Origin of the sequence: Salana multivorans (assembly GCF_003751805.1) — a bacterium.
GTDB lineage: Bacteria > Actinomycetota > Actinomycetes > Actinomycetales > Beutenbergiaceae > Salana > Salana multivorans.
In genome coordinates this window covers 1300183-1326163 of the sequence record NZ_RKHQ01000001.1, presented here as the reverse complement: position 1 = coordinate 1326163, position 25981 = coordinate 1300183, and the positions used below count along the sequence as shown (strand labels likewise).

Here is a 25981-nt window from a genome sequence, read left to right as displayed (position 1 = left end):
CGTCGAACCGTGCCCGGCCCGCCCCACCGAAAGGACCACCTCATGCGCGTCGTCGTCGCCCTCGGCGGAAACGCCCTCTCCCGACGCGGGGAGCCCATGACCGCCGATCGCCTGCGGATCAACGTCAAGGCCACCTGCCAGACCCTCGCGGAGCTCGCCCGGCAGCACGAGGTCGTGCTCACGCACGGCAACGGCCCGCAGGTCGGCCTGCTCGCCCTGCAGAACCTCGCCTACCGCGACGTCGCCGCCTACCCGCTCGACATCCTCGGCGCGGAGACGCAGGGGATGATCGGCTACGTCGTCCAGCAGGAGCTGAAGAACGCCCTCGGCGGGGACCGGGACGTCGTCGCCGTCCTCACGACGACGGTCGTGGACGAGAACGACGCGGCCTTCCAGCACCCGACCAAGCTCATCGGCCCGACCTACTCGGCCCAGGACGCGGCCGAGGCCGCGGCGGAGTACCGCTGGACCATCGCGCGGGACGGCGGCGCCTTCCGCCGGGTCGTGCCGTCCCCGGACCCGGTCCGGATCGCCCAGGTCGACATCGTCCGGGAGATGCTCGACGCCGGCCACCTCGTCGTCTGCGTCGGGGGCGGTGGCGTGCCCGTGAAGATCGACGACCGGGGACGCGAGACCGGCCTTCAGGCCGTCGTGGACAAGGACCTCGCGAGCGCGGCGCTCGCGGTCGAGCTCGGCGCCGACACGCTCGTGATGCTGACGGACGGCGACTACGTGAGCGAGGCGTGGGGGACGCCGGAGCAGCGGGACATCCTCGAGGCGACGCCCGAGGCCATCGGCCAGCTCGCGTTCGCCGAGGGCTCGATGAAGCCGAAGGTCGACGCCGCGATCCGGGTGGCCGAGCACGGCGGTCGCGCGCTCATCGGTCCGCTCGACCGGCTGACGGAGCTGCTGGAGCGCACGGTCGGGACGGAGATCCGCCAGGGGATCCCCGAGGGCATCCGGTACGTCGCCCCGTGACGGGCTGACCCGGCCGCCGGGGTCGGCCCGGTCGATCCCGGCGGCCGGCCCCGGCGGGCCGGGGGTGATGGCGATACGATCGACCCGCCATGAGTGAGTCGAGCGCCGTGCTGACCCCCGGGGGGCCCGCGCCCGACGCCCCCGACCCCCTGCTGTGGGACCGGGTGACGACCGTCCTGCGGGACTGGATCCTCGACGGGCGCCTCCACCCCGGCGACCGGCTGGTGGAGCGCACGATCGCCGAGGAGCTGGGCGTCTCGCGCCTGCCGGTCCGGGACGCGATCAACATCCTCAAGGGCGAGGGGCTGCTCACCAGCAGGCCGCGCCAGGGCGTCACCGTCCGGCGCATCACGCACCGCGAGGTGGTCGAGATCTTCGAGGTGCGGCTCGCGCTGGAGGTCCTGGCCGCGCGCCTCGCCGCCGCCCGCGCGCGCCCCGAGGACGTCGCCGAGCTGCGCGCGCTCGTCGTCAGCGCGCGGACCTCGCTCGAGGCCGGGGAGACCGTCGCGCTCAACCGCGCGAACAACGCGATCCACGACAAGATCGTCGAGATCGCCGACAACGACGTGCTGAGCACCGTCCTCGCGCCGCTCAAGGGGCGGCTCGGCTGGCTGCTGCGGCAGAACGGCCGGCCGGAGCTCATCCACGCCGAGCACGGCGAGATCTGCGAGGCGATCGCGAGCCACGACGTCGAGCTGGCCGGTGAGCTGGCCGTGCGGCACGTCGAGACGAGCCGCGCCGTCGCGATGGCCGTGCTGAGCGACCTGGCCGGCTGAGTCGTCGGGCCGGCTGAGTCGTCGGGCCGGCTGGCTCGTCGGGCCGGCTGGCTCGTCGGAGCCGCGTGGGTCCGCCCGGACCGGCGGGTTCCCGCGCCGGCGGAGGGTCCCTAGACTCTTGGTATGCCAAATCTCCTGATCGCCGACGTCCGCCCCTGGGGCGGCGAGGCCCGTGACCTCCTGATCGCCGACGGCCGCATCCGCGAGGTCCGCCCGACCGGGACGGACCCCGACGGGGTCGAGGCCCGGATCGACGGCCGCGGGCTGCTCGCCGTGCCCGGGTTCGTCAACGCCCACGCCCACGTCGACAAGTCCTGGTGGGGGATGCCGTGGGTCCCGTTCGGCGGCGACCGCGGCAGCACCCAGGGCCGGATCGCCCACGAGCGGGCGGTCCGCGACGGCCTCGGCATCCCGAGCCTCTCCTCGACCGTCGCCGTGCTGCGCGAGTTCCTGCGGCACGGCACGACGGCGGTGCGCAGCCACGTCGACGTCGACCTGGGTGTCGGGCTGCGGGGGATCGAGACCGTGCGCGAGGCGGTCGCCGAGCTCGGCGGTGCGATCGACGTCGAGATCGTCGCCTTCCCGCAGGACGGGGTGGTGCGCCGCCCGGGCGTCCTCGAGCTGCTCGACCGCGCGGCCGCGGCCGGAGCCGAGCACATCGGCGGTCTCGACCCGGCGTCGATCGACCGCGACCCGGTGGCCCAGCTCGACGGCCTGTTCGAGATCGCCGTCCGCCGCGACGTCGGGATCGACATCCACCTCCACGACGGCGCCGAGCTCGGCGCGTTCCAGCTCGAGCTGATCGCCGAGCGCACCGTCGCGGCCGGCCGCCAGGGCCGCGTCAACATCGCGCACGGCTTCGCGCTCGGCGACCTCGGCCCGGGTCGGCGCGCGGAGCTCGTCGCCCGGGCGGCCGAGGCCGGGCTCACCTGGACGACGGTCGCGCCCGTGCGCACCTCGCCCCTGCCGTGGCGGGAGATGCGGGAGAGCGACGTGGCCGTCGGCCTGGGGACGGACGGCATCCGCGACCTGTGGTCGCCCTACGGCGACGGCGACCTGCTGGCGATCGCGCAGACCTTCGCGCGGCTGCACGGGCTGGTCGACGAGGCCGAGCTGACCTACGCGATGGAGCTCGCGACCCGGCGCGCCGGTCGGTTCGTCGGGCGCCGCGAGCACGACCTCGTGCCCGGGGCCAGGGCCGACCTCGTGCTGCTCGACGCCGAGAACGTCCCCGACGCCGTGGTGCGCCGCCCGGTCCGCGAGCTGGTCGTCGCGGGTGGGCGCGTCGTCGCCGAGCGGGGCGAGGTCCTCGTCTGACGGCCGCGGGCGCCGGGCCGCAGGCGCCGGGCTACCGGAGCGCCAGCAGCTCCTCGGGCGTGACGTCGATCCGGCGGTCGCGCCAGTAGACCTCGCGGTCGCGCTCGTCGATCGGGCGCAGCACGCGGCACGGCGTCCCGAGGGCGACCACGTCGGCCGGGATGTCGTGCGTGACGACGCTCCCCGCCCCGATGACGCTGTTGTCGCCGATCGTGACGCCCGGCATGATCTGGACGCCGGCGCCGACCCAGACGTTCCGCCCGATCCGGACGGGGATGTTGAACTGCGCGCCGGTGATCCGCAGCTCGGGCAGCACGGGGTGGCCCGCCGTCGTGACCGTGACGTTCGGGCCGAACATGACGTGGTCGCCGATGTGGATCTCGCCGTCGTCGACGAGCGTGAGGTTGAAGTTCGCGTACACGTGGTGACCGAGGTGGACGTGCTGCCCGCCCCAGTTCGCGTGCAGCGGCGGCTCGATGTAGCAGCCCTCCCCGACCGACGCGAACATCCGCGTCATCAGCTCGGCGCGGCGCTCGCCCTCGGACGGCCGGGTGGCGTTGAAGTCGTAGAGGGTCTCCAGGGCGGCGGTCTGGCGCTCGACCAGCTCGGCCACGCCGGGGTTGTAGAGGAGACCGGTCCGCATGCGCTCGTCGTTGTTCACGGAGACGATCCTTCCCCAGGACCGACGATCGCGACGTCGTGTCCCGCCAGCCGGAGCGTCCCGTCCGGGGGAACGGTCCTGCCGCCGCCGTCGATCGTGTCCCGCGGCTCCCAGCTCGCGAGCACGGTGGCGCCAGCGGCACCCGCGCCGAGCGGGACGACGCCCGGCTCGTCGTCCGCGTTGACGGCGACGGCGAACGGCCCGCGGCGCAGCACGAACCACCCGGCGTCGGCGTCGTAGGCGACGTCGACGCTCGCGGAGGACCCGTCCCGCAGCTCGGGGTGCGCCCGGCGCAGCTCGATCAGCCGGCGGACCCAGGCCAGGTGCCGCGCGTTGCCCGGGCGCTCGGGCTCGGACCAGTCGAGCCGGCTCGCCTCGAACGTCGCGAGGGCCTGCGGATCGGGCACCTCGACCTCGCCGCCGTAGACCGCCTCCCAGCCGTGACCGCCGAACTCCTCCCGGCGCCCCTCCCGGATCGCCTCGCCGAGGGCCGGGTCGTCCATGTCCGTGAAGTACCGGAACGGCGTGCGCGCCGCCCACTCCTCGCCCATGAACAGCATCGGCGTGAACGGTCCCGTGAGCAGCAGGGTCGCCCCGATCGCCACCAGCCCGGGCGTGAGCGTCGCCGTCGGCCGGTCGCCGAGGCCGCGGTTGCCCACCTGGTCGTGCGTCGAGGTCGAGGCGAGGAAGCGGTGCCGGTCGATCTCGGGCGGCACCGGAGCGCCCCACTCCTGGCCGCGGAACGTCGACCACGACCCGTCGTGGACGAACACGTCCCGGAACGCCTTCGCGAGCGTCACCAGCGACCCGAAGTCGCCGTAGTAGCCGTGCCGCTCGCCGGTGAGGAAGGCGTGGATGGCGTGGTGCACGTCGTCGTCCCACTGCGCCGTCATCCCGAGCCCGCCGTCCGCCACGGGCGTCACCGTCGCGACGTCGTTGACGTCGGACTCGGCGATCAGCCCGAGCGGACGGCCCAGCTCGTCGGCGAGGCGCGCGACGGCGCCCGACAGCTCGGCCAGCAGGTGCGTCGGGCTGGAGTCGCGCAGCTCGTGCGTCGCGTCGAGGCGCAGCGCGTCGACGTGGAAGTCCCGCAGCCAGCGCAGCGCGTTGTCGACGACGTAGGCGCGGACCTCGGCCGAGCCCGCCTGGTCGAGGTTGACGGCGGAGCCCCACGGCGTCTCGTAGGCGTCCGTGAAGTACGGCCCGAACCGGCCGAGGTAGTTCCCCGACGGGCCGAGGTGGTTGTAGACGACGTCGAGCGCGACGGCGAGCCCGCGGGCGTGCGCCGCGTCGACGAACCGCTGGAGCGCCGCCGGTCCGCCGTAGGCGTCGTGCACGGCGTAGGGCGCGACGCCGTCGTACCCCCAGCCGCGCCGGCCGGGGAAGGCGGCCAGCGGCATCAGCTCGACGACGTCGATCCCCGTCCGGACCAGGTGGTCCAGCCGCTCGATCGCGGAGTCGAGCGTCCCGCCGGGCGTGAACGTCCCGACGTGCAGCTCGTACACGACGGCCCCGCGGACGTCCCGCCCGCGCCAGTCGGCGTCGCGCCAGGCGTGCGCGCCGGCGTCGAACGTCCGGGACGGGCCGTGGACCCCGTGCGGCTGGTGCGCCGAGCGCGGGTCGGGGAACGGGCCGGCGCCGTCGACGACGAACGCGTAGTCCGTCCCGGGCGGCAGGCCGGGGGCGTGCTCCCACCAGCCGTCGCGGGCCGCTCGGGTCAGGGGCGTGCGCTCGGCGCCGGTGGCCAGCTCGACGCCGCGCGCGTCCGGGGCCCAGACCGCGACCGGGATCACGGGCGAGTCCCGTCGTCGGTGGCGTCGGCCGCGAGCACGACGGCGGGCGAGTCGCCCAGGAGGTCGGCGAGGCGGGTCGCGCCGCCGTCGTGGAGCCGGTCGGAGACGACGTCGCGCCAGCGCCCGTCGGGCAGCACGACGCTCGCCTCCCCCCAGCCGCCGGCGGCGGCGAGCGCGACGGGCAGGCGCGTCACGACGGTGCACACGCGGGAGTCGCCGTCCAGCGTCCGGGCGAACGCGATCGCGTGCCCCGTCGACGTCGGGAGCGGCACGTACCCCGCGCGCTCCCCGACGAACGTCGCGGGCTCGGCCCGCCGCAGCCGGAGGATCGCGGCGACGAGGCGCTGCTTCTCCTCGCCGAGCGTCGTCGGCCGGGCGCCGGAGTCGAGGCGGCGCAGGCCCTCGCGCAGGTGCTGGACGTCGACGGGCCGGCGGTTGTCGGGGTCGACGAGCGCGACGGTCGTCGTCTCGGTTCCCTGGTAGACGTCCGCGACACCGGGCAGCGTGAGCTGGAGCGCCTTCGTCGCGAGCGTCGCGGTGCGGACGGGCTCGGCGGTCCGCGCGACCCACGCCGTCATCAGCTCGGCCACCTCGGGGGAGGCGACGACGTGCTCCGCGTACGCAACGAGGGCCTGTTCGCCGGCGGCGCTCTGCGCCGTCCAGCTCGTCCACTCCTTCGCCTCGCGGCTGGCCTTGACGAGGTAGGCCGTGAACCGGTCGGCGTCCAGCGGGCCGTCGGGGGTCCACGTGCCGGCGAGCGTCTGCCACAGCAGGTTCTCGGTGCGCCCGTGCAGGAGGTAGGGCCGGGCCTCCTCGGTCGCGTCGCGCAGCGCGTGGACGAGATCGGCCCAGGCGTCGGGGAGCTGGGACAGCACACCGATCCGCGCGCGCACGTCCTCGCCGCGCTTGCTGTCGTGCGTCGAGCCGAGCGTCATCGTCGCCGGGTGGCTGCGCTGGACGGCGCTCGCCCAGGAGTGCAGCTCGTCCGGCGCGACCGCGAACTTCTGCGGCGCCCCGCCGACCTCGGTGAGCGAGGTGAGGTGCGTCCACCGGTAGAACGTCGTGTCCTCGACGCCCTTGGCCATGACGGCGCCGCAGACCTGCTGGAAGCGGACGATGATCTCGGCCCGCCGCTTGTCGTGGGTCCGGCCGGCGCTGCCGACCTCGCGGCCGAGGACGAGGTCGACGACGAGCGCGAGCGTCTCGTCCCGGTCGTCGTCGAGACCGCGGGCGGCGTGCTCGGCCCACTCCTCGACGAGCCGGACGGCCGCGGGGCTCGCCTGCTCGCCCGGCACGACGTAGGCGCGGTAGCGGTCGCACGCGACGACGAGCTCCCGCACGCAGTCCCGGATCGCGGTGAGGGTGTGGTCGCGCAGCCGGACGTCCGCGCGGCACTCCTCGGCCACGAGGTGGGCGAGACGCTCGACCTCGGCCGCGAGCGACGTCGTCGCGATCTCGCGCTTGGACTCCTCGGTGAGGGCCGGCAGGTCGCCGACCGCGTCGCCGGTGAGCTCCGTCATCAGCGCGCCGAGCACCGTCGCCCCCGCCGGGTCGATCTGCGCCTGGCCGACGCGCCAGGCGGCGTCGTACCCGGTCGTCCCGGCGGTGGGCCAGTCGCGCGGCAGCGTCTCGTCCGGCTCGAGGATCTTCTCGACGACGGTCCACGCCCCGCCGGTCGCCTCCTCCAGGTGGCGCAGGTAGCCGCGCGGGTCGGCGAGGCCGTCCGGGTGGTCGATCCGCAGCCCGTCGACGAGGCCCAGCTCCAGCAGCTCGAGCACGAGCGCGTGCGTCGCGCGGAAGACCTCGGGGTCCTCCACGCGCAGCGCCACCAGCGTCCCGACGTCGAAGAAACGCCGGTAGTTCAGCTCCTCGTCGGCGACCTTCCAGTAGGCGAGCCGGTAGTGCTGGCGGTCGAGCAGCTCGGTCAGCGGCAGGTTCTCGGTGCCCTCGCGGATGGGCAGGACGTGGTCGTAGTAGCGCAGCACCTTGCCGGGGGAGGGGGTGTCGGCGGTGGCGCCGGCCGCGTCCGTCGTCACGGCCTCGGGCGGGGCGTCCTCGATCGTCAGCTCGCCGGCGGCCAGCACGGCCCCGATCCGGGTGCCGAGGATCGGCATGAGGACCTGGCCGGCGGAGAAGTCGACGTCGAACCAGGAGGCGTAGGGGGAGTCCTTGCCGAGGCTGAGCCCCGACCACAGCGCCCGGTTGAGGTAGGCGGGGGTCGGCACCGCCATGTGGTTGGGCACGATGTCGAGGACGATGCCGAGGTCGCGCGCCCTGGCCGCGGCGACGAGCCGTTCGAAGCCCTCGCGCCCGCCCATGGCCTCGCTGATCCGGGAGTGGTCGACGACGTCGTAGCCGTGGGTCGAGCCGGGGGCCGCCTGGAGGATCGGCGAGAGGTAGAGGTCGGTGACGCCGAGGTCGGCCAGGTAGTCGACGCGGGCGGCGGCCTCGTCGAACGTCAGGTCCGGGCCGAGCTGGAGGCGGTAGGTGGACACGGGGGTGCGAGCCATGGCACCAGCCTGTCATCCCCCGCCACCGGCTGGTCCCGATCGCTCACGGCCGGGGCTGGTCGTCCTCGCGCGGGCCGAAGACGGCGAGCGCGTCGAGCTCGTCGTCGCTCGGGGTCGGACCGGCCCACTCCCGGACCTGCCGGCGCGAGCGACGCGAGAACAGCGCGCGGACCAGCTCGTAGGCGTCGACCGTGACCTCCGGGCCGCCCGCCCCGTACGTCCGGCCGGCGCAGGCGACGCTCAGGGGGAGGCCGGCGAGCAGGCCGGGGGCCGCCGAGGCGAGCACCGGGCGCCACGTCGGGTCCGGTGGCACCCCGAGACCGAGGGCCTCGTGCAGGTCGGCGAGATGGACCGAGCGGTCCCAGACGACGGCCGGCCGGTCGGTGCCGGCGGCAACGGCGGCGACCGCCGCGCGGGTCGCCGCCAGCTCCTCGATCAGGTCGGCGACGGTCCGGTCGGCCCGCTCGGCCACGTGCCGCGCGGTCCAGGCGGGCCCGGGCGCACCGTCCATCCGCCCCGCGACGACATCGCTCGCGACCCCGGCCGCGTGCGCGAGCACGTCGTGGACGCTCCACCGCGGGGTCGCGGGGACGGCGCTCGCGAGCTGCTCGGGCGTGAGCGACGCGGCGAGGGCGATCGTGGCGTCGAGGCAGGCGTCGTGCACGGCGGCCCAGTCGGGCGCGCCGGAGTGGTCGTCGGCTCGCCCGTCGGGCTGTCGGTCCACCGGCTCGTCCATGCCCCGAGGCTAGGCCCTGCCTCGCCCGCCGTCTCGCGGGGCTCGTCGGCGGGCGTCGGTACGGTGCAGGGTCTGGATCGGCGCCAACGCCACGATCCTGCCGGGCGTGACGATCGGTGACGGCGCCGTCGTGGCGGCCGGGGCCGTCGTCACCCGGGACGTCCCGCCGGACACGGTGGTGGGCGGGGTCCCGGCGCGGGTGCTCCGGCGGGTGCGGTAGCCGGCGGCCTCCCGCCACGAGGGCTCCCGCCCGCGGCGGACCCGCCCGTAGGCTCGTGAGGTGCCAGCGCTTCCCTCCCCGACCGTGCTCGACCGGTTCGCCGTTCCCGACGACGTCGAACGGCTCGACGGTGGGCAGGGCGGTTCCGTCCGCGCCGGCGACCTGGCGCTGAGCCCCGATCGCGATCCCGGGCTGCAGGCGTGGCTCAGCCCGGTCCAGGCGCGGCTGGCCTACGAGATCGACGTCGCGCCCGGGCGGCGACCCCTCCGGCTCGCGATGCCGGTGCCGGCCCGCGACGGCGAGTGGGTGGTCGAGGGCTGGGCCGCGACGCGCTTCGAGCCCGGCGTCGTGGCGTGCCACGACCTCGACGTCCTGCTCGCGACCGGCCGGCTGCTCCACGCGCACCTCGCGTCCGCGGTCCGCGAGCGCCCGCCACTGCCGTCCTCGAGCCGCTGGGACCGCGCGGAGGCGATCGCGTTCGGCGACCCAGCGGGCCTGTCCGCCGCGGTGTCGGCGGCGCGGCCGGGGGCGTCGGCGTCGTTCCTCGCGTCGATCGCCGCGATCGGTGAGCTGCTCGAGCCGGTGGACGCGGGGCGACTCGGCCCGGACCAGCTCGTCCACCGCGACCTCGCCTCGAACGTGCTGCGCGACCCGCGCGGCGTGGCCCTCGTCATCGACCTCAGTCCCGCCTGGCGACCCGTGCTGTGGGCCGAGGCGATCTGCGTGCTCGACTGCGTGCTCTGGCACGGCGCGCCGGACTCGGCGCTCGAGGCGTGGCGGACCGGCCGCGCGCGCCAGGCCATGCTGCGGGCCCTGCTGTTCCGGATGCTCAGCGACGAGCCGCTGCGGGAGGCGCCGTATCAAGGACTCCTCGGCCTTCTGGGCGGTAGCGTCGGACGGGATGGATGACGACGACGCCGCTGGCCTGCCGCTGACGATCCACCCCTTCGGCCGGACCGACGCGGGGGCACCGACGATGGTCCTCCTGCACGGCCTGACGGAGGCCGGGACGACCTGGCCCGACCTGGTCGAGCGCTGGGGCGAGCGATACCGGATGCTCGCCGTCGACCTGCGCGGGCACGGGTCCTCGCCCCGGTTCGCGCGCGCCGAGCTGGCGCGGACGCCGGAGGTCATGCTGGCGGACGTGCTCGGGATCCTTGACGCGCAGCCAGAGCCCGTCGTGCTGGTCGGCCACTCCCTCGGCGGGAACCTCGCCCTGCACGCCGCGCTCGCGCGACCGGACCGGGTCGGCGCCCTGGTGCTGGAGGACCCGGCGTCGCCGTGGCCCGAGGACGCGGACCCGGACTCGGCCCCCGACGTCGTGGCCGAGAACGAGGCGTTCCTCGACTCGATGCTGACGCCGGCGCAGCGCGCCGGGCACGTCGAGCGGATGCTGCGCGAGTCGTCGTGGAGCCGGGCGGAGATCGAGGCGTGGGCGGCCTGCAAGCCGCTGGTCGACCGCCGGTACGTCCGGGAGGGGCTGCGGCTCGTCGCCGGGCCGTGGGAGGCGGCCTTCCAGGCGCTCGCGGTGCCGACGCTGCTCGTGCTGCCCGACCCGGCACCGATGGCGCCGCGCGCCGAGGCGGTGACGAACCACCTGGTCCGCCGGGCCGTCGTCGCGGACGCGGGTCACTGCGTCCGGCGCGACCAGCCCGAGGCGTACGCCGCGGCGGTCGAGGAGTTCCTCGGCGCCCTGCCGGCCCAGCGGCCGGCCGCTCAGCCCCGGTAGATCTCGAGAGGACCCGGCGGGACCGCGCGCCGAGGGCTGAGGCGTCCGCTCTCTGCGGATCGGTACCCGCCGCACGCTTGGCTCCTGGGAGCGGTCGGGCGCTGACCTGCGCCGATGGTGCGGCCCGGACGAGCTGGGCGCGGTGGGATCGCGGTCGATCCGCGGAGAGCGGACGGCCTCCGGGTCGCTCAGCCGGGTGACGCGAGCGCGTCGTTGATCAGGTCGCGCCAGCCGCGCACGAGCGCGGCATCGACCGGGGCGGCGAACGAGCCGTCCGGCCGAGCCGCGCTGCCGATGTGGAACGCCGTGATCCCGGACTGCGCGAGGACCGGCACGTGCTCGGGCCGCAGGCCGCCGCCGGCCAGGATCCGGGAGCGGGCCGGCTCGTCCGTCTCGGCGCGGCGCAGCAGGGCGGTGAGCCCGTCCCCGACGCCACGCGTCGACCCGGCGGTCAGCACCTGGTCGAGCCGCGGCAGGCCGTGCAGCACCGCCCAGGCGCGATCGGGCTCGGGACAGGCGTCGATCGCCCGGTGGAACGTCCACGGCCCGTCGGTCGCCCCGACGATCTCGGTGACGGCGTCGACGTCGACCGCTCCGGTCGCGTCGAGGAAGCCGAGGACGAGGCCGTCGGCGCCCGCCCCGCGGTAGGCGACGGCCAGCCCCCGCAGCCGGGCCAGCTCCTCGCCGTCGGTCCCGAAGCCGGCCCGCGCCCGCACCATGACGCGCAGCGGCAGCCCCGTCGCGGCGGCGATCTCGGCGACCAGCGACGGGTCGGGCGACAGCCCGTCGTCGTCCATCGTGCCGACGACCTCGAGCCGGTCGGCTCCGCCGCGCTCCGCCCGCTCGGCGTCGAGCGCGCTCAGCGCGATGACCTCCAGAAGCCCACGTCCACCCGTCACCGTCCCATCGTGGCGCATCCGGCCCGCGTGCGCCGGGTGTCCGGCCGCGTCGTGGGGGCCGGGGCGTGAGGCACGGCTCCCTCGTTCCGCGGGAGCCGCCGGCGGTGACCGGGCAGAATGGACGGCGACGGCCCCCGACGACACCTCGCGTCGTCATGCCCGCCGTCAGGGCGTCGCGGGACGTCCCCGACCCACGACCCTGGAGCACCGCATGTCGAGCGCACCCGCCCCGAGGCGGACGAGCAGCACCGCGACCTGGCTCGTGCCGGCCGTCGTCGTCCTGGTGGCGGCCATCCTCATCGCGATCGTCGTCGCGCTCCAGGACGGGAAGCCCGACGCCGGCGCGGACTCGGCCGGGCAGTCGGCGCCCGACGCCGCGGCGACCGAGCCCGGCGCCGGTGACCCCGCGGCGGGTGCGCCGACGCCGGACGCCGACGGGGTGAGCCTCGCGGAGGTCGAGCGGCGCGACGAGAACGACGTGCTCGCGCTCGGCCCGGTCGACGCCCCCGTCGTGCTCACGGTCTTCTCCGACTACCAGTGCGGCTACTGCGCGCGGTGGAGCGAGGAGACCTTCCCCGTGGTGCTGCGGTACGTCAACGCCGGCGACCTGCGCATCGAGTGGCGCGACGTCAACATCTTCGGCGCGAACTCCGAGCGCGCGGCCCGCGCGACCTATGCCGCGGCGCTCCAGGGTGCGCTGGTCGAGTACCACGACGCGCTGTTCCCCGGCGGTCACACGCGCTCCGAGGCGGAGCTGAGCGACACCGCGCTCGTGGCGCTCGCGAGCGAGCTCGGCCTCGACGCCGACCGGTTCGCCATCGATCTCAGCTCGCCCGCCGCCGCGACGGAGATCGCGCGCAACGCCGACCTCGGCCTGCGGCTCGGGGCGTACTCGACGCCGACGTTCGTGCTCGCCGGCCAGCCCATCGTCGGGGCCCAGCCGACCGACGTGTTCGTCGCCGCGGTCGAGTCGGCGATCACGGGCGCCACGGGGCGGGCGGCTCAGCAGGCCGACCCGACCGGTCCCGCCGACTCCCTGACCGAGGGCTGAGCGCGTCGTGGACGTCGGTCTCGTCAGCGCCTTCCTCGGGGGCACGCTCGCGCTCCTGAGCCCGTGCGCGGCGCTGCTGCTGCCGGCGTTCTTCGCCGCGACGGTCGGCTCGGGTCCGCGGCTGGCCCTCCACGGGCTCGTCTTCTACGCCGGGCTCCTGGCGGTGCTCGTGCCGCTCGGCGCCGGGGTGGGGGCCGTGGGGGCGTTCTTCGTCACCCATCGCACGACGATCGTCGTCGTCTCCTCGGTGGTCCTCGTCGTGCTGGGCGTGCTGCAGATCCTCGGGCTCGGGTTCGACCCCGCCCGCCTGGTCCCGGGCGGCACCGCCCTGCGCGGTCACGCGGACACCGCGACGGGCCTCGGCAAGTCGTTCCTCCTCGGGGCGGCCAGCGCCGTCGCCGGGTTCTGCGCGGGCCCGATCCTCGGCGCCGTGCTCACGCTGGCCGTGACGCGCGGCGGCAGCCTCGAGGCCGCGGTCATGCTCGCCGTCTACGGGGCAGGCATGGTCCTCCCGCTCCTGCTCATCGCCGCCCTGTGGCGGCGGCTCGGCCCCCGCGGCCAGCGGCTGCTGCGCGGCCGGAGCGTCACGCTGCTGGGTCGCGAGACGCACACCACCTCGATCGTGACGGGCGTGCTCATCGTGGCGGTCGGCGTGCTGTTCTGGACGACCAACGGGCTGGTCGGCGCGCCCGAGCTCCTGCCGCTCGAGACGCAGTACTGGCTGCAGACCGTCGTCGCGCGAGCGTCCGGACCGGTCGTCGACGTCGTCGCCATCCTGGTCGTCGTCGCGGTCGTGCTCGTCCTGTGGGAGCTGCGGCGGCGTCGCCTCGCGCGGGATGCGGCGCGGGACGACGCGGCGCGGGACGACGCGGGTCAGCCGGGGTAGACCGCCTCGAGGCGCTGGATCGAGTCGGCCCAGCGGCGGCTCGCGGCCTGGACGGACTCGCGCGTCGAGCTCTGGACGACGGTGACCCGGGTGGCCTCGCCGCCCTCCAGCGGGGCGAAGGCGACGGTGACGTGCTCGCCGTCGAGCTCCTCGCCCTCGTCGATCCACACCCAGGAGAAGGCGAGGAAGTCCTCCGAGACGTCGAGGAACTCCCCGCGGACCGCCTGGCCGCCCCGCTCGGTGGCGAGGCGGAAGGTGCGGCCGACCTCGGGCTCGAAGTCGTAGGTCGCGTCGGGGTGGTGCGGCCACCACCAGGCGGCGAGGCCCGTGCTCGTCCAGGCGGAGGCGGCGACTGCTGGGTTCGCGGCGAGATCCACGGCGATCTCGGCGATGGCTGCGGTGCTCATGAACCGACGCTAGCCGGGGCGCCGCGGGCTTGTCCCGGGGTTGGCTCGGCAGTTCGGGGCCGGCGCCGTCGCCGATCTGCGACAGGACTGCGACGCGGTCGAGGTCCGTGGCGCGGACCCGATCCGTAGCCTTGTCGCATGACGACGCACCCCGACCCCCAGGACCCGACCACCCGGCTGCCCGTCCCGACCCGGGTGGTGCCCGTCCAGCCGACGCAGGCCTCGACGCCGGCGGCCCCGACGCAGGCCCCCGCGCCCGGTGCGTACGGCACCCCGACGCCCGGCGCGTACGGCACCCCGACAGGCCCGGCCGCCTACCAGGCGCCCGCCTACGCCCCGTACCCCGCCGTCCCGATGGTCCCCCGGACGAACGGCCTCGCCATCGCCTCGCTCATCACGGGCCTCTGCGGCCTGGCGATCGTCCCGGTCATCCTCGGTCACATGGGGCTCGGACAGATCCGCCGCACCGGCGAGAGCGGCACGGCGCTCGCGGTCATCGGTCTCGTCCTCGGCTACGGGATGCTCGCGCTCTACGCGATCCTCGTCGCGGCAGCCGTCGGTGGGGGCATCTGGCTGTTCAGCTCCTGACCCGCGGCACCGTCCACGCCGGGTCGACCGCGCCGGTCGGCCCGGCACAGCCGCGCCCGGCGGCGCGCACCGGGTGGCCCGGTGCAGCCGTGCCGGTCGGCGCGCGGGGTGAGCCCGTGTCGGTCAGCGCCGGGCGAGCACGACGAGCCGGGCCGCACGACGTCGAGTCGTGCGGCCCGGCTCGTTCCGCCGGGGGCTCCGGCTACCGGGTGAGGTAGCTGTCGACGAAGACCAGGTAGGGCACGGCGTCCGTCTGGCACTCGCCCTCGACGGCCGTCGTCTGCACCTCGAGGACGTCGACGCCGTCCGCGAGGATCCGGAACGGCACGCCGTCGTCCGTGGCGTCGACCCGGTAGGCCGAGACCGCTTCGCCGTCGGTCAGGATCACGACCTCGGCGACGAGGCCGTCCGGGACGCCGTCGCGCATCGCGAGCCGCCCGTCGAACGTCGCGTACGCGCCGCCGAGGTCGTACTGGACCACGTCGGTCGTGCCGTCGCAGCCGAGGAACTGGCCGGTGGCGTGGGTCGGCGCGACGCCGCGGACGGTCACGTCGACGACGGCACCGGACTCGCGGCCCGACACCGACGGCACGTCGGAGAGCCAGGTCGCGCCGTCGGGGAGCGTGACGGTGTCGCCGGTGTCGCCGGTGTCGCCGACGGCACCGGCCGTCGAGGACTCCTCCGGCGTGGCGCTCGGCGTCTCGGCGGCGTCGGTCGGTGTCGCGGCGTCGCTCGAGGGGGACGAGGCGGGGTCCGGGGCGGCCGAGGTCTCGCTCGGCGACTGGTCCCCGCCCTCGACCGCAGCGCTGCAGGAGGTCAGCGCGAGCGCGGCGGCGAGCGGAAGGGAGAGGAGGGCGAGGTGGCGGGAAGTCCGGTTCGTCAGGCGCATTCCCCGACGTTAACGAGGGTTCGGCCCGCGGTGAGGAGTTGTCGCAGGATCGAGACGGAGCTTCGCGGGACTGCGGCGGCGCCCGCCCGTCCACAGCTCCGGACCGCCCGACGCCGGACCCCCCACGCCCGCCGTCCCGACCGCTCACCGCGTCGTCCCACCGGCTACTCGGTGCCGCCCTCCCGCGCCCGCTTCGTGTACGTGCCACCGGTGAGACGAGCGAAGGACTCGGCGAGCACGTCCCGCAGGACGTCGAGGTCGAGCGTCGTCAGGTCGGTGAGGTAGAGGCACCCGACGCCGCTCCTGTGCGGGCCGAGCCGATCGAGCCGGTCCGCGTAGTAGCCGAGCCCGTCCGGGAGGTACAGGACGGTCGAGGCCTTGCGCGGGGCGAAGCCGGCGGCGCCGGCGTCCCCCTCCCGCCCGGACTCGTAGCGGTAGTGGTAGTCACCGAACCCGATGATCCCCGCGTTCCACATCTCCGGCTCGAGACCGGTGATCTCGCGCAGCATCGCGAGGAGCGTCTCGGCGTCGCGCCGACGCTTCGCCGGGGCGACGCCGGCGACGAACTCGGCGACGTCCTGACCCGTCTTGTGCATCCGGCTCCCTCTCGTGGTGTGCGGGGTCGACGGCTCAGCCGGCGACGCTGACGCAGAACTCGTTGCCCTCGGGGTCGGCGAGCACGACCCAGCCGTGCGGACCCTGGCGTCCCCGGCTCAGCTCGCGCGCCCCGAGGGCGAGGAGCCGGTCGAGCTCGGCCGGGTCCGGCGGCGTCGCGGGCTCGCCCGCCGCGCGCAGGTCGAGGTGCACCCGGTTCTTCACGGTCTTCGGCTCCGGCACGGGCTGGAACAGGAGGCGCGGCGCGACGTCGAGCCCGTCCGGGTGCCGGATGGCCGCGCCCGCGCGCCACACCAGCGCGCCGTTGTGGACGATCGTGTCCTCCTCGGTCGCGTAGCCCTGCGCGATCATGCTCCGGATGAACGACTCGTCCTGGGGCTCGACCACCCAGCCGAGAGCCTCGGCCCACCAGTCGGCGAGGGCGTGGGGATCGGTCGTGTCGATCGCGACCTGGACGGTGTACGGCGCGGCCGGCCCGCGGTCGCCGGGACGGGGTTCGGGAGAGGTCTCGTTGCTCATGGGCCGATGCTGCCACCGAGCACCGACATCCAACAGGGTGCGAGCCGGGCGGCCGACGGACCGGTCGCTGGGCCCGGTCAGGAACCGCGGATCTGCGCGATCCGCGTGCGCACGATGAGCCGGACGACGTCGTCCGGCAGCGGGTGTCCCGGCTGGAACCGGATCGTCCCCTTGGCGAGCGACGTCTCCGGCACCGCCTCGACCTCCGGGGCCACCTCGCTCACCACCGCCGCCGAGTAGGGGTAGACCCCGACGTGCGCGCGGGCGCGCATGACCGACAGCAGCCCCTTCCCGTCGAGCACGAGCGCCGGCATGCCGTAGCTCGTGCCCTGCGTCGCCTCCGGTGCCGCCTCGCGGGCGACGTCGTACACGTGCCCCACCACGGCCGCGTCGGCGGGGTTCAGCTCGGCCAGGTAGTCGTCGACGGTGCCCATGCGCCGATCATGGCACCGGCCGTCCGTCCCGTCGACGACCGCGCGGCGGCGGGATCCTCCGACGTCCCCGTCGAGCGCCCCTCCGTCACCCTTCCGCTTCACCGCGGTGCGGGCGGAGGATGGGCGCATGGCTGAGAGGAAGGCCGAGAAGGCCGAGAAGACCCCGACGTTCAGCGCGGCCGAGAGGGCGGCGATGAAGGAGTACGCGGCCGAGAAGCGCCGGGCCGCGTCGCGCGAGAAGAAGGAGGCCAAGCTGGCCGCCGACGCGCAGGCGTTCGCTGACGCGGTCGCCGCGCTCCCGGAGCCCGACCGGACGATCGCCGAGCGGTTCGACGCGATCGTGCGGGCCGCGGCCCCCGACCTCCTGCCGCGCACGATGTACGGGATGCCGGCGTTCTCCGACGGGCAGAAGGTGCTGGTCTTCCTGCAGCCGGCCAGCAAGTTCGGCGTGCGCTACGCCACCGTCGGCTTCCAGGACAACGCTGCGCTCGACGACGGGCCGATGTGGGCCACGTCGTACGCCGTCCTCGACATCGACGACGCCGTCGCCGCGCGCCTGGACGAGCTGGTCCGCCGCGCCGTCGCGGGAGCCACCGAAGGCTGACCAACCCTCGGCGCAGGGTCGCCTCAAGTGGGCTCAAGCACGCCTATCCTTCCTGGCGGAGCGTCGAAGAACGAGTGATGCTCATGGCATGACCAGGCTCGTGAACGGGGTTCGTCGCTATCCCCTGCTCGTCGCGACGCTCGCGGTCGGGCTGGTCGTGCTCGCGCTCGCCGTCGCCGACGCGGGGCCGGCGTCGCGCTGGGTCGCGACCGCCTGGGTGGTGGCGATGATCGCGTGGAACGGCGTCGACATGGTGCGCCAGCTGCTGGCCCGTCACGTCGGCCTCGACGTCCTCGCGCTCGTGGCGATGATCGCGACGCTCGCCGTCGGTGAGCACGTCGCCGCGCTCCTCATCGTCCTCATGCTGACCGGAGGCGAGGCCCTGGAGGACTACGCCGAGCGCCGCGCCGCGCGCGAGCTGACCTCGCTGCTGGACCGCTCGCCGCAGGTCGCCCACGTCGTCGTCGATCCCGAGGCGGGCGACGACGGGACGCGCGACGTCCCCGTGGCGGAGGTGGCCGTCGGCGACGTCCTGCTCGTGCGCCCGGCCGAGGTGGTGCCGGTGGACTGCGACCTGCTCTCGCCGGCGGGCGAGCTCGACGAGTCCTCCTTGACGGGCGAGCCGCTCCCGGTGCCGGTGACGGCGGGGGCGGCCGTGCTGTCGGGCTCGGTCAACGGCACGCAGGCGGTGCGCGTGCGTGCGACGCGTGTGGCAGCCGACAGCCAGTACCAGCAGATCGTCGCGCTCGTCGCGCAGGCGCAGTCGTCCAGGGCGCCCGTCGTGCGGCTGGCCGACCGGTTCGCCGTGCCGTTCACCGCGGTCTCGCTCCTCATCGCCGGCGTCGCGTGGTGGGTCTCCGGCGAGCCGACCCGGTTCGCCGAGGTGCTCGTGCTCGCGACGCCCTGCCCGCTGCTCATCGCCGCGCCGGTCGCGTTCCTCGGCGGGCTGTCCCGCAGCGCGCGGCAGGGCGTCATCGTCAAGGGCGGTGCCGTCCTCGAGCGGCTGGCGCGGGTGCGCGCCGTCGCGTTCGACAAGACCGGGACGCTCACGTACGGGCGGCCGGCGCTGGAGGCGGTGGTCCCGGCCGCGCCGCTGGGCGATGACGAGCTGCTGCGGCTCGCGGCCTCGGCCGAGCAGTACTCGACCCACGTGCTCGCGGCGGGCATCCGCGAGGCCGCCGCGCACCGCGGACTGTCGCTCCTCGCGGCCACGGAGGCGCGGGAGGTCGCGACGAACGGCGTGTCGGCGAGGATCGACGGGCGCACCGTCGTCGTCGGCAAGCGCGGGTTCGTCGCCGGCGTCGTGACGGGCGACGTCGAGCCCCCCGTGCTGGCGCCGGGGCAGGTGGCGGCCTACGTGGCCGTCGACGGGCGGTTCGCCGGGGTGCTCGTGCTCGCCGACGACGTGCGGGCCGAGTCCGCCCCCGTCGTCTCCTGGCTGCGCGGGCACGGCGTGGCGAAGGTCGCGATGCTGACGGGTGACGCCGGGGCGACGGCGCGTGCGATCGCCGAGCGCGTCGGGATCACGCAGGTCCACGCCGACCTGCTGCCGGCCGACAAGGTCCGGCTGTGCGCCGAGCTGTCCCCGCGGCCGGTCATGATGGTCGGCGACGGGGTCAACGACGCACCCGTGCTCGCGGCGGCCGACGTCGGCGTCGCGATGGGTGCGCGCGGGGCGACGGCCGCGGGCGAGGCGGCCGACGCCGTCGTCCTCCAGGACGATCTCGGGAAGGTGCCGGTCGCCGTGGCGATCGGTCAGCAGACCGTGCGCGTGGCGCTGACGGCGATCTGGATCGGGATCGGGCTGAGCCTCGGGCTCATGCTCGTGGCCACGACGGGCGCGATCCCGGCGGTGGCCGGGGCGCTCACGCAGGAGCTCGTCGACCTCGCGGCGATCCTCTACGCGCTGCGGGCGCTCGGCGGCGCGCTGCCGGCGTTCCCGCGCGTCGGGGCTGGTGCTGGGGGCTTGGCCGGAGAGGCCGGAGACCCGGCCGGCAGGGCCGGGGGCCGCGTCGGCGGGGCGCCGGGATCGGCTGACGTGCCGGTCGCCGGGGCGCCGGTCGGCTCCGTCGTGGGGACGGGGGCCCGGCCCGGGATGCCGGTGGCGTGAGGCGGCGCTCCGCGCGAGCGGCAGGAGCGACCGGTGGCGGGACCTCCGGGAGGTCGGCCTCGGGGCCCGGGGTCTCGTTCGTGAGACGGGACCGTCAGCGCAGCGCGAACCCGGTGTCGCCGGCCGGCTCGACCTCCTGGACCGCGACGTCGGTGACCCGCGAGAAGCGCGGGCCGACCCGCAGCCAGGCGAGCAGGTCCTCGACGGCGCCGGGCGGTCCCTCGGCCTCGGCCTCGACGGAGCCGTCGTCGAGATTGCAGACCCAGCCGGTCAACCCGAGGGACAGGGCCTCCTGCCGGGTGCCCCAGCGGAAGCCGACACCCTGGACGTGGCCCGTGATGATGACGTGGACGCGTCGCATCACTCCACGATGCCCCATGTCGGGGCGGTCCACCACGGCTTTGGCGGGCGAGGAGGCCCGGTGATCCGGGCAGTCGCTGTGGGCCGGTGGCCGCGGCCGGCCGACCTCCGATACCGGGGTGGACCCGGTCGCGTATGGCGATCGAGTCCACCCCGATGTCGGAGCTCGGCCCGGCAGGGCGACGGTCAGCCCCCGGAGGCCCGGCGATCGGGGCGCTCCCATCGTCGATGTCGGACCTCGGTGGCAGGGTCGTGTCATGAGGACGCAGCGCATCGATCGTGCGGTCGACCACCCGGCCGGCCGCGGGGCGGTCGACCGCGGAACGGGTGACGCCACCGGCGCGACGCGGTGTGCCCGGGCCGGGCGACGCCACCGCCGCGGTGCACCCGCGGTGCACCCGCCGCACGCCCGCTCCGGGGTCGGCCCGGTCGTCGCGACGTGCTCGTCCCGACACCCCCGCGGTGGCGCGACACGCCGGGACGAGATGTCGCCACGCCCGAGCTGCGGACTCGCGAGGAGGCGTCAGCCCGCGTCCGGCGCCGGGGGCGTCCGGAGGCCGTGCACAGGGCATCCCCAGCCCTGTCCACAGCCCGTGGACAAGGCTCCCGCGTCGTCGTCGTTGGGACCGTGCGGATCGCGCGATCGGCCTCCCCGAGCGTCCACATCGGGGGACGACGGGGCGTGCACACCGGTGGACGGAGCCGGCGGAGGCGATTCGGCCGACACGACACGCGACACGACATCTGGGGGTACTGCTACGACTCGACCACTAGGTGTAGTGTTCACAGCCCGGGCCGCTTCACACCCGGACATGAACGACAGCCGTGTAACTACACGGGTGGGGCAGAACTGGTGCGAGGCCGAGGGGCCGAGCGTGACAAGGGGATTCGAGTGAGCATCACCGTCTTCAGCAAGCCGAACTGCGTCCAGTGCTCGGCTACCTACCGGGCGCTGGACAAGCACGGGCTCGAGTACACCGTCGTCGACCTCTCGGAGGACGCCGAGGCGCTCGACACGGTCAAGGCGCTCGGCTACCAGCAGGCACCCGTCGTGTTCGCCGGCGGCGACCACTGGGCCGGTTTCCGCCCGGACAAGATCAAGGCGCTCGTGGCGGCGCAGGCCGAGACCTCCGTGGTCGAGGCGGCCGTCAGCGCCTGACGGGCCCACGGTCGTGCCGGGCGGCGGTCGCAGCCCCCGGCGCGGCTCGGAGCCCGACCGCCCGGGGTCGCACCCCGTCCACCCGGGCGAGCGTGTGTTCAACGGACGACGGAGGGTGCCGGCGCAGGCGCACCGGCTGGGTCGAGGAGGAGGACCGATGGCGCGACTGGTCTACTTCTCCTCGGTCTCCGAGAACACCCACCGCTTCGTGTCCAGGCTCGGACTGCCCGCGCACCGGATCCCGCTGCGCAGGTCCGAGCCCCACCTGAGGGCGGACGAGGAGTTCGTCCTCGTCCTCCCGACCTACGGGTACGGCGCCGAGGGCGGCGCGGTCCCCAAGCAGGTCATCAGCTTCCTCAACGACCCCCACAACCGCGGTCTGCTGCGCGGGGTCATCGCCGCCGGCAACACGAACTTCGGCGAGGCGTTCTGCCTGGCCGGGGACATCGTCGCCGCCAAGTGCGGGGTCCCCTACCTCTACCGCTTCGAGCTTCTCGGAACCGACCAGGACGTCACTCGCGTCCGCGAAGGATTGGCACAGTTTTGGCTACAACGCTCGCAGATCCCGGCCTGACCCCGCACTACGCCGAGCACCACGACCCGCGGTTCGAGGGCATGGACTACCACGCCCTCAACGCGATGCTCAACCTGTACGGGCCGGACGGACGGCTCCAGCTCGACGCCGACCGGGCAGCCGCGCGGCAGTACTTCCTGCAGCACGTGAACCAGAACACCGTGTTCTTCCACAACCTCGACGAGAAGCTGACCTACCTCCAGGAGGAGGGCTACTACGAGCCCGAGGTCCTCGCGCAGTACTCGACCGAGTTCCTCCACCACATCTGGGACTTCGCGTACGGCAAGCGGTTCCGCTTCTCCACGTTCCTCGGCGCGTTCAAGTACTACACGTCGTACACGCTCAAGACGTTCGACGGGAAGCGCTACCTCGAGCGGTTCGAGGACCGCGTCGTCATGGTCGCCCTCACGCTCGCGGCCGGCGAGGAGCAGCTCGCGCTCGACATCGTCGACGAGGTCATCTCCGGCCGGTTCCAGCCGGCGACGCCCACCTTCCTCAACGCCGGCAAGCAGCAGCGCGGCGAGCTCGTCTCGTGCTTCCTCCTGCGCATCGAGGACAACATGGAGTCGATCGCGCGCGGCATCAACTCGGCGCTGCAGCTGTCCAAGCGCGGCGGCGGCGTCGCGCTGCTCCTGTCGAACCTGCGCGAGCACGGCGCCCCGATCAAGAAGATCGAGAACCAGTCCTCCGGCGTCATCCCCGTGATGAAGCTCCTCGAGGACTCCTTCTCCTACGCCAACCAGCTCGGCGCCCGCCAGGGTGCCGGCGCGGTGTACCTCAACGCGCACCACCCGGACATCCTCCGCTTCCTCGACACCAAGCGGGAGAACGCGGACGAGAAGATCCGCATCAAGACGCTGTCCCTCGGCGTCGTCATCCCGGACATCACGTTCGAGCTGGCCAAGAACAACGAGGACATGTACCTGTTCTCGCCGTACGACGTCGAGCGGATCTACGGCGTCCCGTTCTCCGAGATCTCCGTGACGGAGAAGTACCGCGAGATGGTCGACGACGGCCGCATCCACAAGACCAAGATCAAGGCGCGCGAGTTCTTCCAGATCCTCGCCGAGATCCAGTTCGAGTCGGGCTACCCGTACATCGTGTTCGAGGACACGGTGAACGCGGCCAACCCCATCGCCGGCCGCGTCACCATGTCCAACCTGTGCTCGGAGATCCTCCAGGTCTCGACCGCGTCGACCTACAAGGACGACCTCAGCTACGAGCACATCGGGCGGGACATCTCCTGCAACCTCGGCTCGCTCAACATCGCCAAGGCCATGGAGTCGCCGGACTTCGGCCGCACGATCGCGACGTCGATCCGCTCGCTCACCTCCGTGTCCGACCAGACGCACATCACGTCGGTGCCGTCGGTCGAGCGCGGGAACGAGGCGTCCCACTCGATCGGCCTCGGCCAGATGAACCTGCACGGCTACCTCGCCAAGGAGCGCATCCACTACGGCAGCGAGGAGGGCATCGACTTCACGAACATGTACTTCTACACCGTGGCGTTCCACGCCCTGAAGGCCTCCAACGAGCTGGCCATCGAGCGCGGCACGACCTTCGAGGGGTTCGAGGACTCCGACTACGCCAGCGGCGTGTACTTCGACAAGTACACCGAGCGGGCGTGGGAGCCGGCGACCGAGCGCGTGCGCGACCTGTTCGCCGCGGCCGGCATCGCGATCCCGACGCAGGAGGACTGGCGCGAGCTCAAGGCGTCCGTCATGGCCAGCGGCATCTACAACGCCTACCTCCAGGCCGTCCCGCCGACCGGCTCGATCTCCTACATCAACCACTCGACGAGCTCGATCCACCCGATCGTCGCGCCGATCGAGATCCGTAAGGAGGGCAAGATCGGCCGGGTCTACTACCCGGCGCCCTACCTGTCGGACGACAACATGGAGTACTACAAGGACGCGTACGAGATCGGGTTCGAGAAGATCATCGACACCTACGCGGCGGCGACCCAGCACGTCGACCAGGGGCTGTCGCTGACGCTGTTCTTCAAGGACACGGCGACGACGCGCGACGTCAACAAGGCCCAGATCTACGCCTGGCGCAAGGGCATCAAGACGCTGTACTACATCCGCCTGCGCCAGGCGGCCCTCGAGGGGACCGAGGTCGAGGGCTGCGTGTCCTGCACGCTGTAGTGCTGTTCGGGGGAGGGGCGTGGTGGCGACCCTCTGCCCCGCCGCTCGTTCCTCGCGGCTACGCCCACCGCACCGGAGGGTCGCCACCACGCCCCTCCCGTGGGTCGCGTTGCGTGCAGGGCACGGAGCGCTCGATGAGAAAGTTGTGAGTTGTGATCAGTGAGAAGCTCAAGCTGGTGAGCCGGGTTCAGGCCATCAACTGGAACCGGATCGAGGACGAGAAGGACCTCGAGGTCTGGGACCGTCTCGTGGGGAACTTCTGGCTCCCCGAGAAGGTGCCGGTGTCGAACGACATCCCGTCCTGGGGGACCCTCACCGAGGAGGAGAAGGTCCTCACGATGCGGGTGTTCACCGGGCTGACGCTCCTGGACACGATCCAGGGGACGGTCGGCGCGGTCAGCCTCATCCCGGACGCGCTCACGCCGCACGAGGAGGCCGTCTACACGAACATCGCGTTCATGGAGTCGGTCCACGCGAAGAGCTACTCCTCGATCTTCTCGACGCTGTGCTCCACGCGGGAGATCGACGAGGCGTTCCGCTGGTCGGAGGAGAACCCGAACCTCCAGCGCAAGGCCGAGATCGTCATGAGGTACTACCGGGGCGACGAGCCGCTCAAGCGCAAGGTCGCCTCGACGCTGCTGGAGTCGTTCCTGTTCTACTCGGGCTTCTACCTGCCCATGTGGTGGTCCTCGCGGGCGAAGCTCACGAACACGGCCGACGTCATCCGCCTCATCATCCGCGACGAGGCCGTGCACGGGTACTACATCGGCTACAAGTTCCAGAAGGGGCTGGCCCAGGTCTCGCAGGAGAAGCGCGACGAGATCAAGGAGTACACGTACGAGCTGCTCATGGAGCTCTACGAGAACGAGGAGCAGTACACGGAGGACCTCTACGACGGCGTCGGGCTGACCGAGGACGTCAAGATGTTCCTGCGCTACAACGCCAACAAGGCGCTGATGAACCTCGGCTACGACCCGCTGTTCCCCAAGGAGGCGACGCAGGTCAACCCGGCGATCCTCTCGGCGCTCGCGCCGAACGCCGACGAGAACCACGACTTCTTCTCGGGCTCGGGCTCGTCCTACGTCATCGGCAAGGCCGTCTCCACCGAGGACGACGACTGGGACTTCTGAGGTCCCGACCGAGGTCCTGACCCCGCCGGCGGCGTCAGGACCCCGGGACGGCTGAGGCGGCCGCGCGGGCGGGTCAGCCGGCGCGGCCGACCCGCCAGTAGCCGGTGAATGCGATGCGTGCCTTCGGCACGCCGGCCGCGACGAGGTGCCGGCGGCTCTCCGCGACGAGCTGCTGCTCGCCGGCGAGATAGGCGTGCAGCGTCGCCGGGTGCTCCGGCGTCCACGCGCGCACCGCGTCGAGCGCCAGCAGGCCCGGCCGGTCGTGCGGGTCGGCCCGCGCCAGCCAGCGCACCTCGACACCGTCCGGTGCCGCCACGTCCTGCCGGTCCGCCGGGTCGGGGATCTCGATGATCGCCAGTCCGGCGGCCTCGCGCGGCAGGTCCCGCAGGATGCCCGCGACGGCGGGCAGGGCCGACTCGTCTCCGACCAGCAGCACCATGTCGGCGTCCTCGACGGGGTCGAAGCCGCGCCCCTGGTCGATGAGGGCGATCCGCTCGCCCGGCTGGGCGCGCTGGGCCCACGGCCCGGCGATCCCCTCGTCCCCGTGGGCGACGAAGTCGACGTCCAGCTCGCCGACCTCGGGACGATGTGCGCGGACCGTGTAGTTGCGGACCGGTGGTCGCGTCCCCGACCTGGCCGTGAGGTACCGCAGGTACCCGCCGACGCCGAACCCTTCCGGGACCGCCGCGAAGTCGGTCCTCCCGTCGCTGCGGGGCAGGAACAGGCGGAACCAGTGGTCGTAGCCGCGCTGCGGCAGCCGCGCGAGGTCGTCGCCGCTGAAGGTCACCCGCACCATGTGCGGGGTGATCCGCTCGGTGCGCAGGACCGTCGCCGTGTACATGCCGGTGGTCCTGCGGCCGTCGTCGAAACCCATCTCGTGATCCTCCCG

The 25981-nt window shown here is 73.9% G+C and carries 26 protein-coding genes and 1 pseudogene; 15 read left to right on the top strand and 12 right to left on the bottom strand.

Annotated elements, in window-relative coordinates:
• The first annotated feature begins 42 nt into the window (after positions 1-42).
• The 3 genes from EDD28_RS05945 (at position 43) to EDD28_RS05935 (ending at position 3071) form a co-directional block, all read left to right on the top strand.
• The gene (locus EDD28_RS05945) at positions 43-978 is read left to right on the top strand and encodes a carbamate kinase (protein WP_123738767.1); all 936 of its coding nucleotides are present in this window, start codon (positions 43-45) and stop codon (positions 976-978) included.
• A gap of 89 nt (positions 979-1067) precedes the next feature.
• Positions 1068-1754, top strand: coding sequence for a GntR family transcriptional regulator (locus tag EDD28_RS05940; RefSeq protein ID WP_123738766.1), 687 nt, complete (start codon positions 1068-1070; stop codon positions 1752-1754).
• Positions 1755-1877: 123 nt separating this feature from the next.
• A complete protein-coding gene (locus EDD28_RS05935) occupies positions 1878-3071 on the top strand; it encodes an amidohydrolase (protein WP_123738765.1) in 1194 nt (397 codons plus the stop codon).
• A 31-nt stretch (positions 3072-3102) separates the two neighbouring features.
• Here the strand turns inward: EDD28_RS05935 and EDD28_RS05930 are convergent, their stop codons facing one another.
• From EDD28_RS05930 to EDD28_RS05915, 4 genes are read right to left on the bottom strand one after another with little or no spacing between them, the layout of a single operon-like run.
• Entirely contained in the window at positions 3103-3732 is a 630-nt protein-coding gene (locus EDD28_RS05930; RefSeq protein ID WP_211339120.1) for a sugar O-acetyltransferase, read from the bottom strand.
• Positions 3729-5522: a malto-oligosyltrehalose trehalohydrolase gene (gene treZ / locus EDD28_RS05925; RefSeq protein ID WP_123739962.1), complete on the bottom strand. Its 1794-nt coding sequence runs from the start codon at positions 5520-5522 to the stop codon at positions 3729-3731. The genes EDD28_RS05930 and treZ overlap by 4 nt, the downstream gene beginning before the upstream one ends.
• A complete protein-coding gene (gene treY / locus EDD28_RS05920; RefSeq protein WP_123738764.1) occupies positions 5522-8035 on the bottom strand; it encodes a malto-oligosyltrehalose synthase in 2514 nt (837 codons plus the stop codon). The genes treZ and treY overlap by 1 nt, the downstream gene beginning before the upstream one ends.
• A 43-nt stretch (positions 8036-8078) precedes the next feature.
• Positions 8079-8771, bottom strand: a complete 693-nt coding sequence (locus tag EDD28_RS05915) for a maleylpyruvate isomerase N-terminal domain-containing protein (protein ID WP_123738763.1) — start codon at positions 8769-8771, stop codon at positions 8079-8081.
• Positions 8772-8838: 67 nt separating this feature from the next.
• Between EDD28_RS05915 and EDD28_RS05910 the strand changes: the two are divergent.
• The 3 genes and pseudogenes from EDD28_RS05910 to EDD28_RS05900 form a co-directional block, all read left to right on the top strand.
• Positions 8839-8991, top strand: a pseudogene (locus EDD28_RS05910) (DapH/DapD/GlmU-related protein); the annotation flags it as partial.
• Between the two features lie 60 nt (positions 8992-9051).
• Entirely contained in the window at positions 9052-9900 is an 849-nt protein-coding gene (locus tag EDD28_RS05905) for an aminoglycoside phosphotransferase/kinase family protein (RefSeq protein ID WP_211339119.1), read from the top strand.
• The gene (locus EDD28_RS05900; protein ID WP_123738762.1) at positions 9893-10720 is read left to right on the top strand and encodes an alpha/beta fold hydrolase; all 828 of its coding nucleotides are present in this window, start codon (positions 9893-9895) and stop codon (positions 10718-10720) included. The genes EDD28_RS05905 and EDD28_RS05900 overlap by 8 nt, the downstream gene beginning before the upstream one ends.
• A gap of 188 nt (positions 10721-10908) precedes the next feature.
• Here EDD28_RS05900 and EDD28_RS05895 read toward each other — a convergent pair whose 3' ends face one another.
• Complete coding sequence (locus EDD28_RS05895) at positions 10909-11619, bottom strand: copper homeostasis protein CutC (protein ID WP_245967938.1); 711 nt, start codon at positions 11617-11619, stop codon at positions 10909-10911.
• Between the two features lie 211 nt (positions 11620-11830).
• Between EDD28_RS05895 and EDD28_RS05890 the strand changes: the two genes are divergently transcribed.
• Complete coding sequence (locus tag EDD28_RS05890; RefSeq protein ID WP_123738760.1) at positions 11831-12670, top strand: DsbA family protein; 840 nt, start codon at positions 11831-11833, stop codon at positions 12668-12670.
• Between the two features lie 7 nt (positions 12671-12677).
• Positions 12678-13556, top strand: coding sequence for a cytochrome c biogenesis CcdA family protein (locus EDD28_RS05885; protein WP_123738759.1), 879 nt, complete (start codon positions 12678-12680; stop codon positions 13554-13556).
• On the opposite strand, the gene EDD28_RS05880 is transcribed toward EDD28_RS05885, so the two are convergent.
• On the bottom strand, positions 13544-13963 hold the full coding sequence (locus tag EDD28_RS05880; RefSeq protein ID WP_123738758.1) for an SRPBCC family protein: 420 nt from the start codon (positions 13961-13963) through the stop codon (positions 13544-13546). The genes EDD28_RS05885 and EDD28_RS05880 overlap by 13 nt on opposite strands.
• 138 nt (positions 13964-14101) lie before the next feature.
• On the opposite strand from EDD28_RS05880, the gene EDD28_RS05875 reads away from it, so the two are divergent.
• The gene (locus EDD28_RS05875) at positions 14102-14551 is read left to right on the top strand and encodes a DUF4190 domain-containing protein (protein WP_123738757.1); all 450 of its coding nucleotides are present in this window, start codon (positions 14102-14104) and stop codon (positions 14549-14551) included.
• Positions 14552-14753: 202 nt separating this feature from the next.
• Here the strand turns inward: EDD28_RS05875 and EDD28_RS05870 are convergent, their stop codons facing one another.
• The 4 genes from EDD28_RS05870 to EDD28_RS05855 form a co-directional block, all read right to left on the bottom strand.
• Entirely contained in the window at positions 14754-15440 is a 687-nt protein-coding gene (locus tag EDD28_RS05870; protein ID WP_123738756.1) for a hypothetical protein, read from the bottom strand.
• 164 nt (positions 15441-15604) lie between these two features.
• Positions 15605-16036 (bottom strand): DUF1801 domain-containing protein, encoded by a 432-nt coding sequence (locus EDD28_RS05865; protein ID WP_123738755.1) that lies wholly within the window; start codon positions 16034-16036, stop codon positions 15605-15607.
• 34 nt (positions 16037-16070) lie between these two features.
• Positions 16071-16574: a VOC family protein gene (locus EDD28_RS05860; protein WP_170169365.1), complete on the bottom strand. Its 504-nt coding sequence runs from the start codon at positions 16572-16574 to the stop codon at positions 16071-16073.
• A gap of 77 nt (positions 16575-16651) precedes the next feature.
• Positions 16652-17008 (bottom strand): iron chaperone, encoded by a 357-nt coding sequence (locus tag EDD28_RS05855; RefSeq protein ID WP_123738754.1) that lies wholly within the window; start codon positions 17006-17008, stop codon positions 16652-16654.
• A 127-nt stretch (positions 17009-17135) separates the two neighbouring features.
• On the opposite strand from EDD28_RS05855, the gene EDD28_RS05850 reads away from it, so the two are divergent.
• Positions 17136-17612 carry a hypothetical protein gene (locus EDD28_RS05850; RefSeq protein WP_123738753.1) on the top strand — a complete coding sequence of 159 codons (477 nt, stop codon included), beginning with the start codon at positions 17136-17138 and terminating at the stop codon, positions 17610-17612.
• Between the two features lie 88 nt (positions 17613-17700).
• Positions 17701-19722: a heavy metal translocating P-type ATPase gene (locus EDD28_RS05845; RefSeq protein ID WP_123738752.1), complete on the top strand. Its 2022-nt coding sequence runs from the start codon at positions 17701-17703 to the stop codon at positions 19720-19722.
• Between the two features lie 94 nt (positions 19723-19816).
• Here EDD28_RS05845 and EDD28_RS05840 read toward each other — a convergent pair whose 3' ends face one another.
• Entirely contained in the window at positions 19817-20083 is a 267-nt protein-coding gene (locus tag EDD28_RS05840; protein ID WP_123738751.1) for an acylphosphatase, read from the bottom strand.
• 891 nt (positions 20084-20974) lie between these two features.
• Between EDD28_RS05840 and nrdH the strand changes: the two genes are divergently transcribed.
• From nrdH to nrdF, 4 genes are all read left to right on the top strand, one after another.
• Positions 20975-21241, top strand: coding sequence for a glutaredoxin-like protein NrdH (nrdH, locus tag EDD28_RS05835; RefSeq protein WP_123738750.1), 267 nt, complete (start codon positions 20975-20977; stop codon positions 21239-21241).
• 157 nt (positions 21242-21398) lie between these two features.
• Entirely contained in the window at positions 21399-21815 is a 417-nt protein-coding gene (gene nrdI / locus EDD28_RS05830; protein WP_123738749.1) for a class Ib ribonucleoside-diphosphate reductase assembly flavoprotein NrdI, read from the top strand.
• Between the two features lie 41 nt (positions 21816-21856).
• Positions 21857-23962 (top strand): class 1b ribonucleoside-diphosphate reductase subunit alpha, encoded by a 2106-nt coding sequence (gene nrdE, locus EDD28_RS05825; protein WP_123738748.1) that lies wholly within the window; start codon positions 21857-21859, stop codon positions 23960-23962.
• A 155-nt stretch (positions 23963-24117) separates the two neighbouring features.
• On the top strand, positions 24118-25092 hold the full coding sequence (nrdF, locus tag EDD28_RS05820; protein WP_123739960.1) for a class 1b ribonucleoside-diphosphate reductase subunit beta: 975 nt from the start codon (positions 24118-24120) through the stop codon (positions 25090-25092).
• Between the two features lie 73 nt (positions 25093-25165).
• On the opposite strand, the gene EDD28_RS05815 is transcribed toward nrdF, so the two are convergent.
• Positions 25166-25966, bottom strand: a complete 801-nt coding sequence (locus tag EDD28_RS05815) for a siderophore-interacting protein (RefSeq protein ID WP_123738747.1) — start codon at positions 25964-25966, stop codon at positions 25166-25168.
• Positions 25967-25981 lie beyond the last annotated feature (15 nt).

Excerpts from the sequence above, each read along its gene's own strand:
- EDD28_RS05945 (WP_123738767.1), top strand. The coding sequence starts at position 43 with ATGCGCGTCGTCGTCGCCCTCGGCGGAAACGCCCTCTCCCGACGCGGG.
- EDD28_RS05940 (WP_123738766.1), top strand. The coding sequence starts at position 1,068 with ATGAGTGAGTCGAGCGCCGTGCTGACCCCCGGGGGGCCCGCGCCCGAC.
- EDD28_RS05935 (WP_123738765.1), top strand. The coding sequence starts at position 1,878 with ATGCCAAATCTCCTGATCGCCGACGTCCGCCCCTGGGGCGGCGAGGCC.
- treY (WP_123738764.1), bottom strand. The coding sequence starts at position 8,035 with ATGGCTCGCACCCCCGTGTCCACCTACCGCCTCCAGCTCGGCCCGGAC.
- EDD28_RS05915 (WP_123738763.1), bottom strand. The coding sequence starts at position 8,771 with ATGGACGAGCCGGTGGACCGACAGCCCGACGGGCGAGCCGACGACCAC.
- EDD28_RS05900 (WP_123738762.1), top strand. The coding sequence starts at position 9,893 with ATGGATGACGACGACGCCGCTGGCCTGCCGCTGACGATCCACCCCTTC.
- EDD28_RS05890 (WP_123738760.1), top strand. The coding sequence starts at position 11,831 with ATGTCGAGCGCACCCGCCCCGAGGCGGACGAGCAGCACCGCGACCTGG.
- EDD28_RS05880 (WP_123738758.1), bottom strand. The coding sequence starts at position 13,963 with ATGAGCACCGCAGCCATCGCCGAGATCGCCGTGGATCTCGCCGCGAAC.
- EDD28_RS05875 (WP_123738757.1), top strand. The coding sequence starts at position 14,102 with ATGACGACGCACCCCGACCCCCAGGACCCGACCACCCGGCTGCCCGTC.
- EDD28_RS05870 (WP_123738756.1), bottom strand. The coding sequence starts at position 15,440 with ATGCGCCTGACGAACCGGACTTCCCGCCACCTCGCCCTCCTCTCCCTT.
- EDD28_RS05865 (WP_123738755.1), bottom strand. The coding sequence starts at position 16,036 with ATGCACAAGACGGGTCAGGACGTCGCCGAGTTCGTCGCCGGCGTCGCC.
- EDD28_RS05860 (WP_170169365.1), bottom strand. The coding sequence starts at position 16,574 with ATGAGCAACGAGACCTCTCCCGAACCCCGTCCCGGCGACCGCGGGCCG.
- EDD28_RS05855 (WP_123738754.1), bottom strand. The coding sequence starts at position 17,008 with ATGGGCACCGTCGACGACTACCTGGCCGAGCTGAACCCCGCCGACGCG.
- EDD28_RS05850 (WP_123738753.1), top strand. The coding sequence starts at position 17,136 with ATGGCTGAGAGGAAGGCCGAGAAGGCCGAGAAGACCCCGACGTTCAGC.
- EDD28_RS05845 (WP_123738752.1), top strand. The coding sequence starts at position 17,701 with ATGACCAGGCTCGTGAACGGGGTTCGTCGCTATCCCCTGCTCGTCGCG.
- EDD28_RS05840 (WP_123738751.1), bottom strand. The coding sequence starts at position 20,083 with ATGCGACGCGTCCACGTCATCATCACGGGCCACGTCCAGGGTGTCGGC.
- nrdI (WP_123738749.1), top strand. The coding sequence starts at position 21,399 with ATGGCGCGACTGGTCTACTTCTCCTCGGTCTCCGAGAACACCCACCGC.
- nrdE (WP_123738748.1), top strand. The coding sequence starts at position 21,857 with ATGGACTACCACGCCCTCAACGCGATGCTCAACCTGTACGGGCCGGAC.
- EDD28_RS05815 (WP_123738747.1), bottom strand. The coding sequence starts at position 25,966 with ATGGGTTTCGACGACGGCCGCAGGACCACCGGCATGTACACGGCGACG.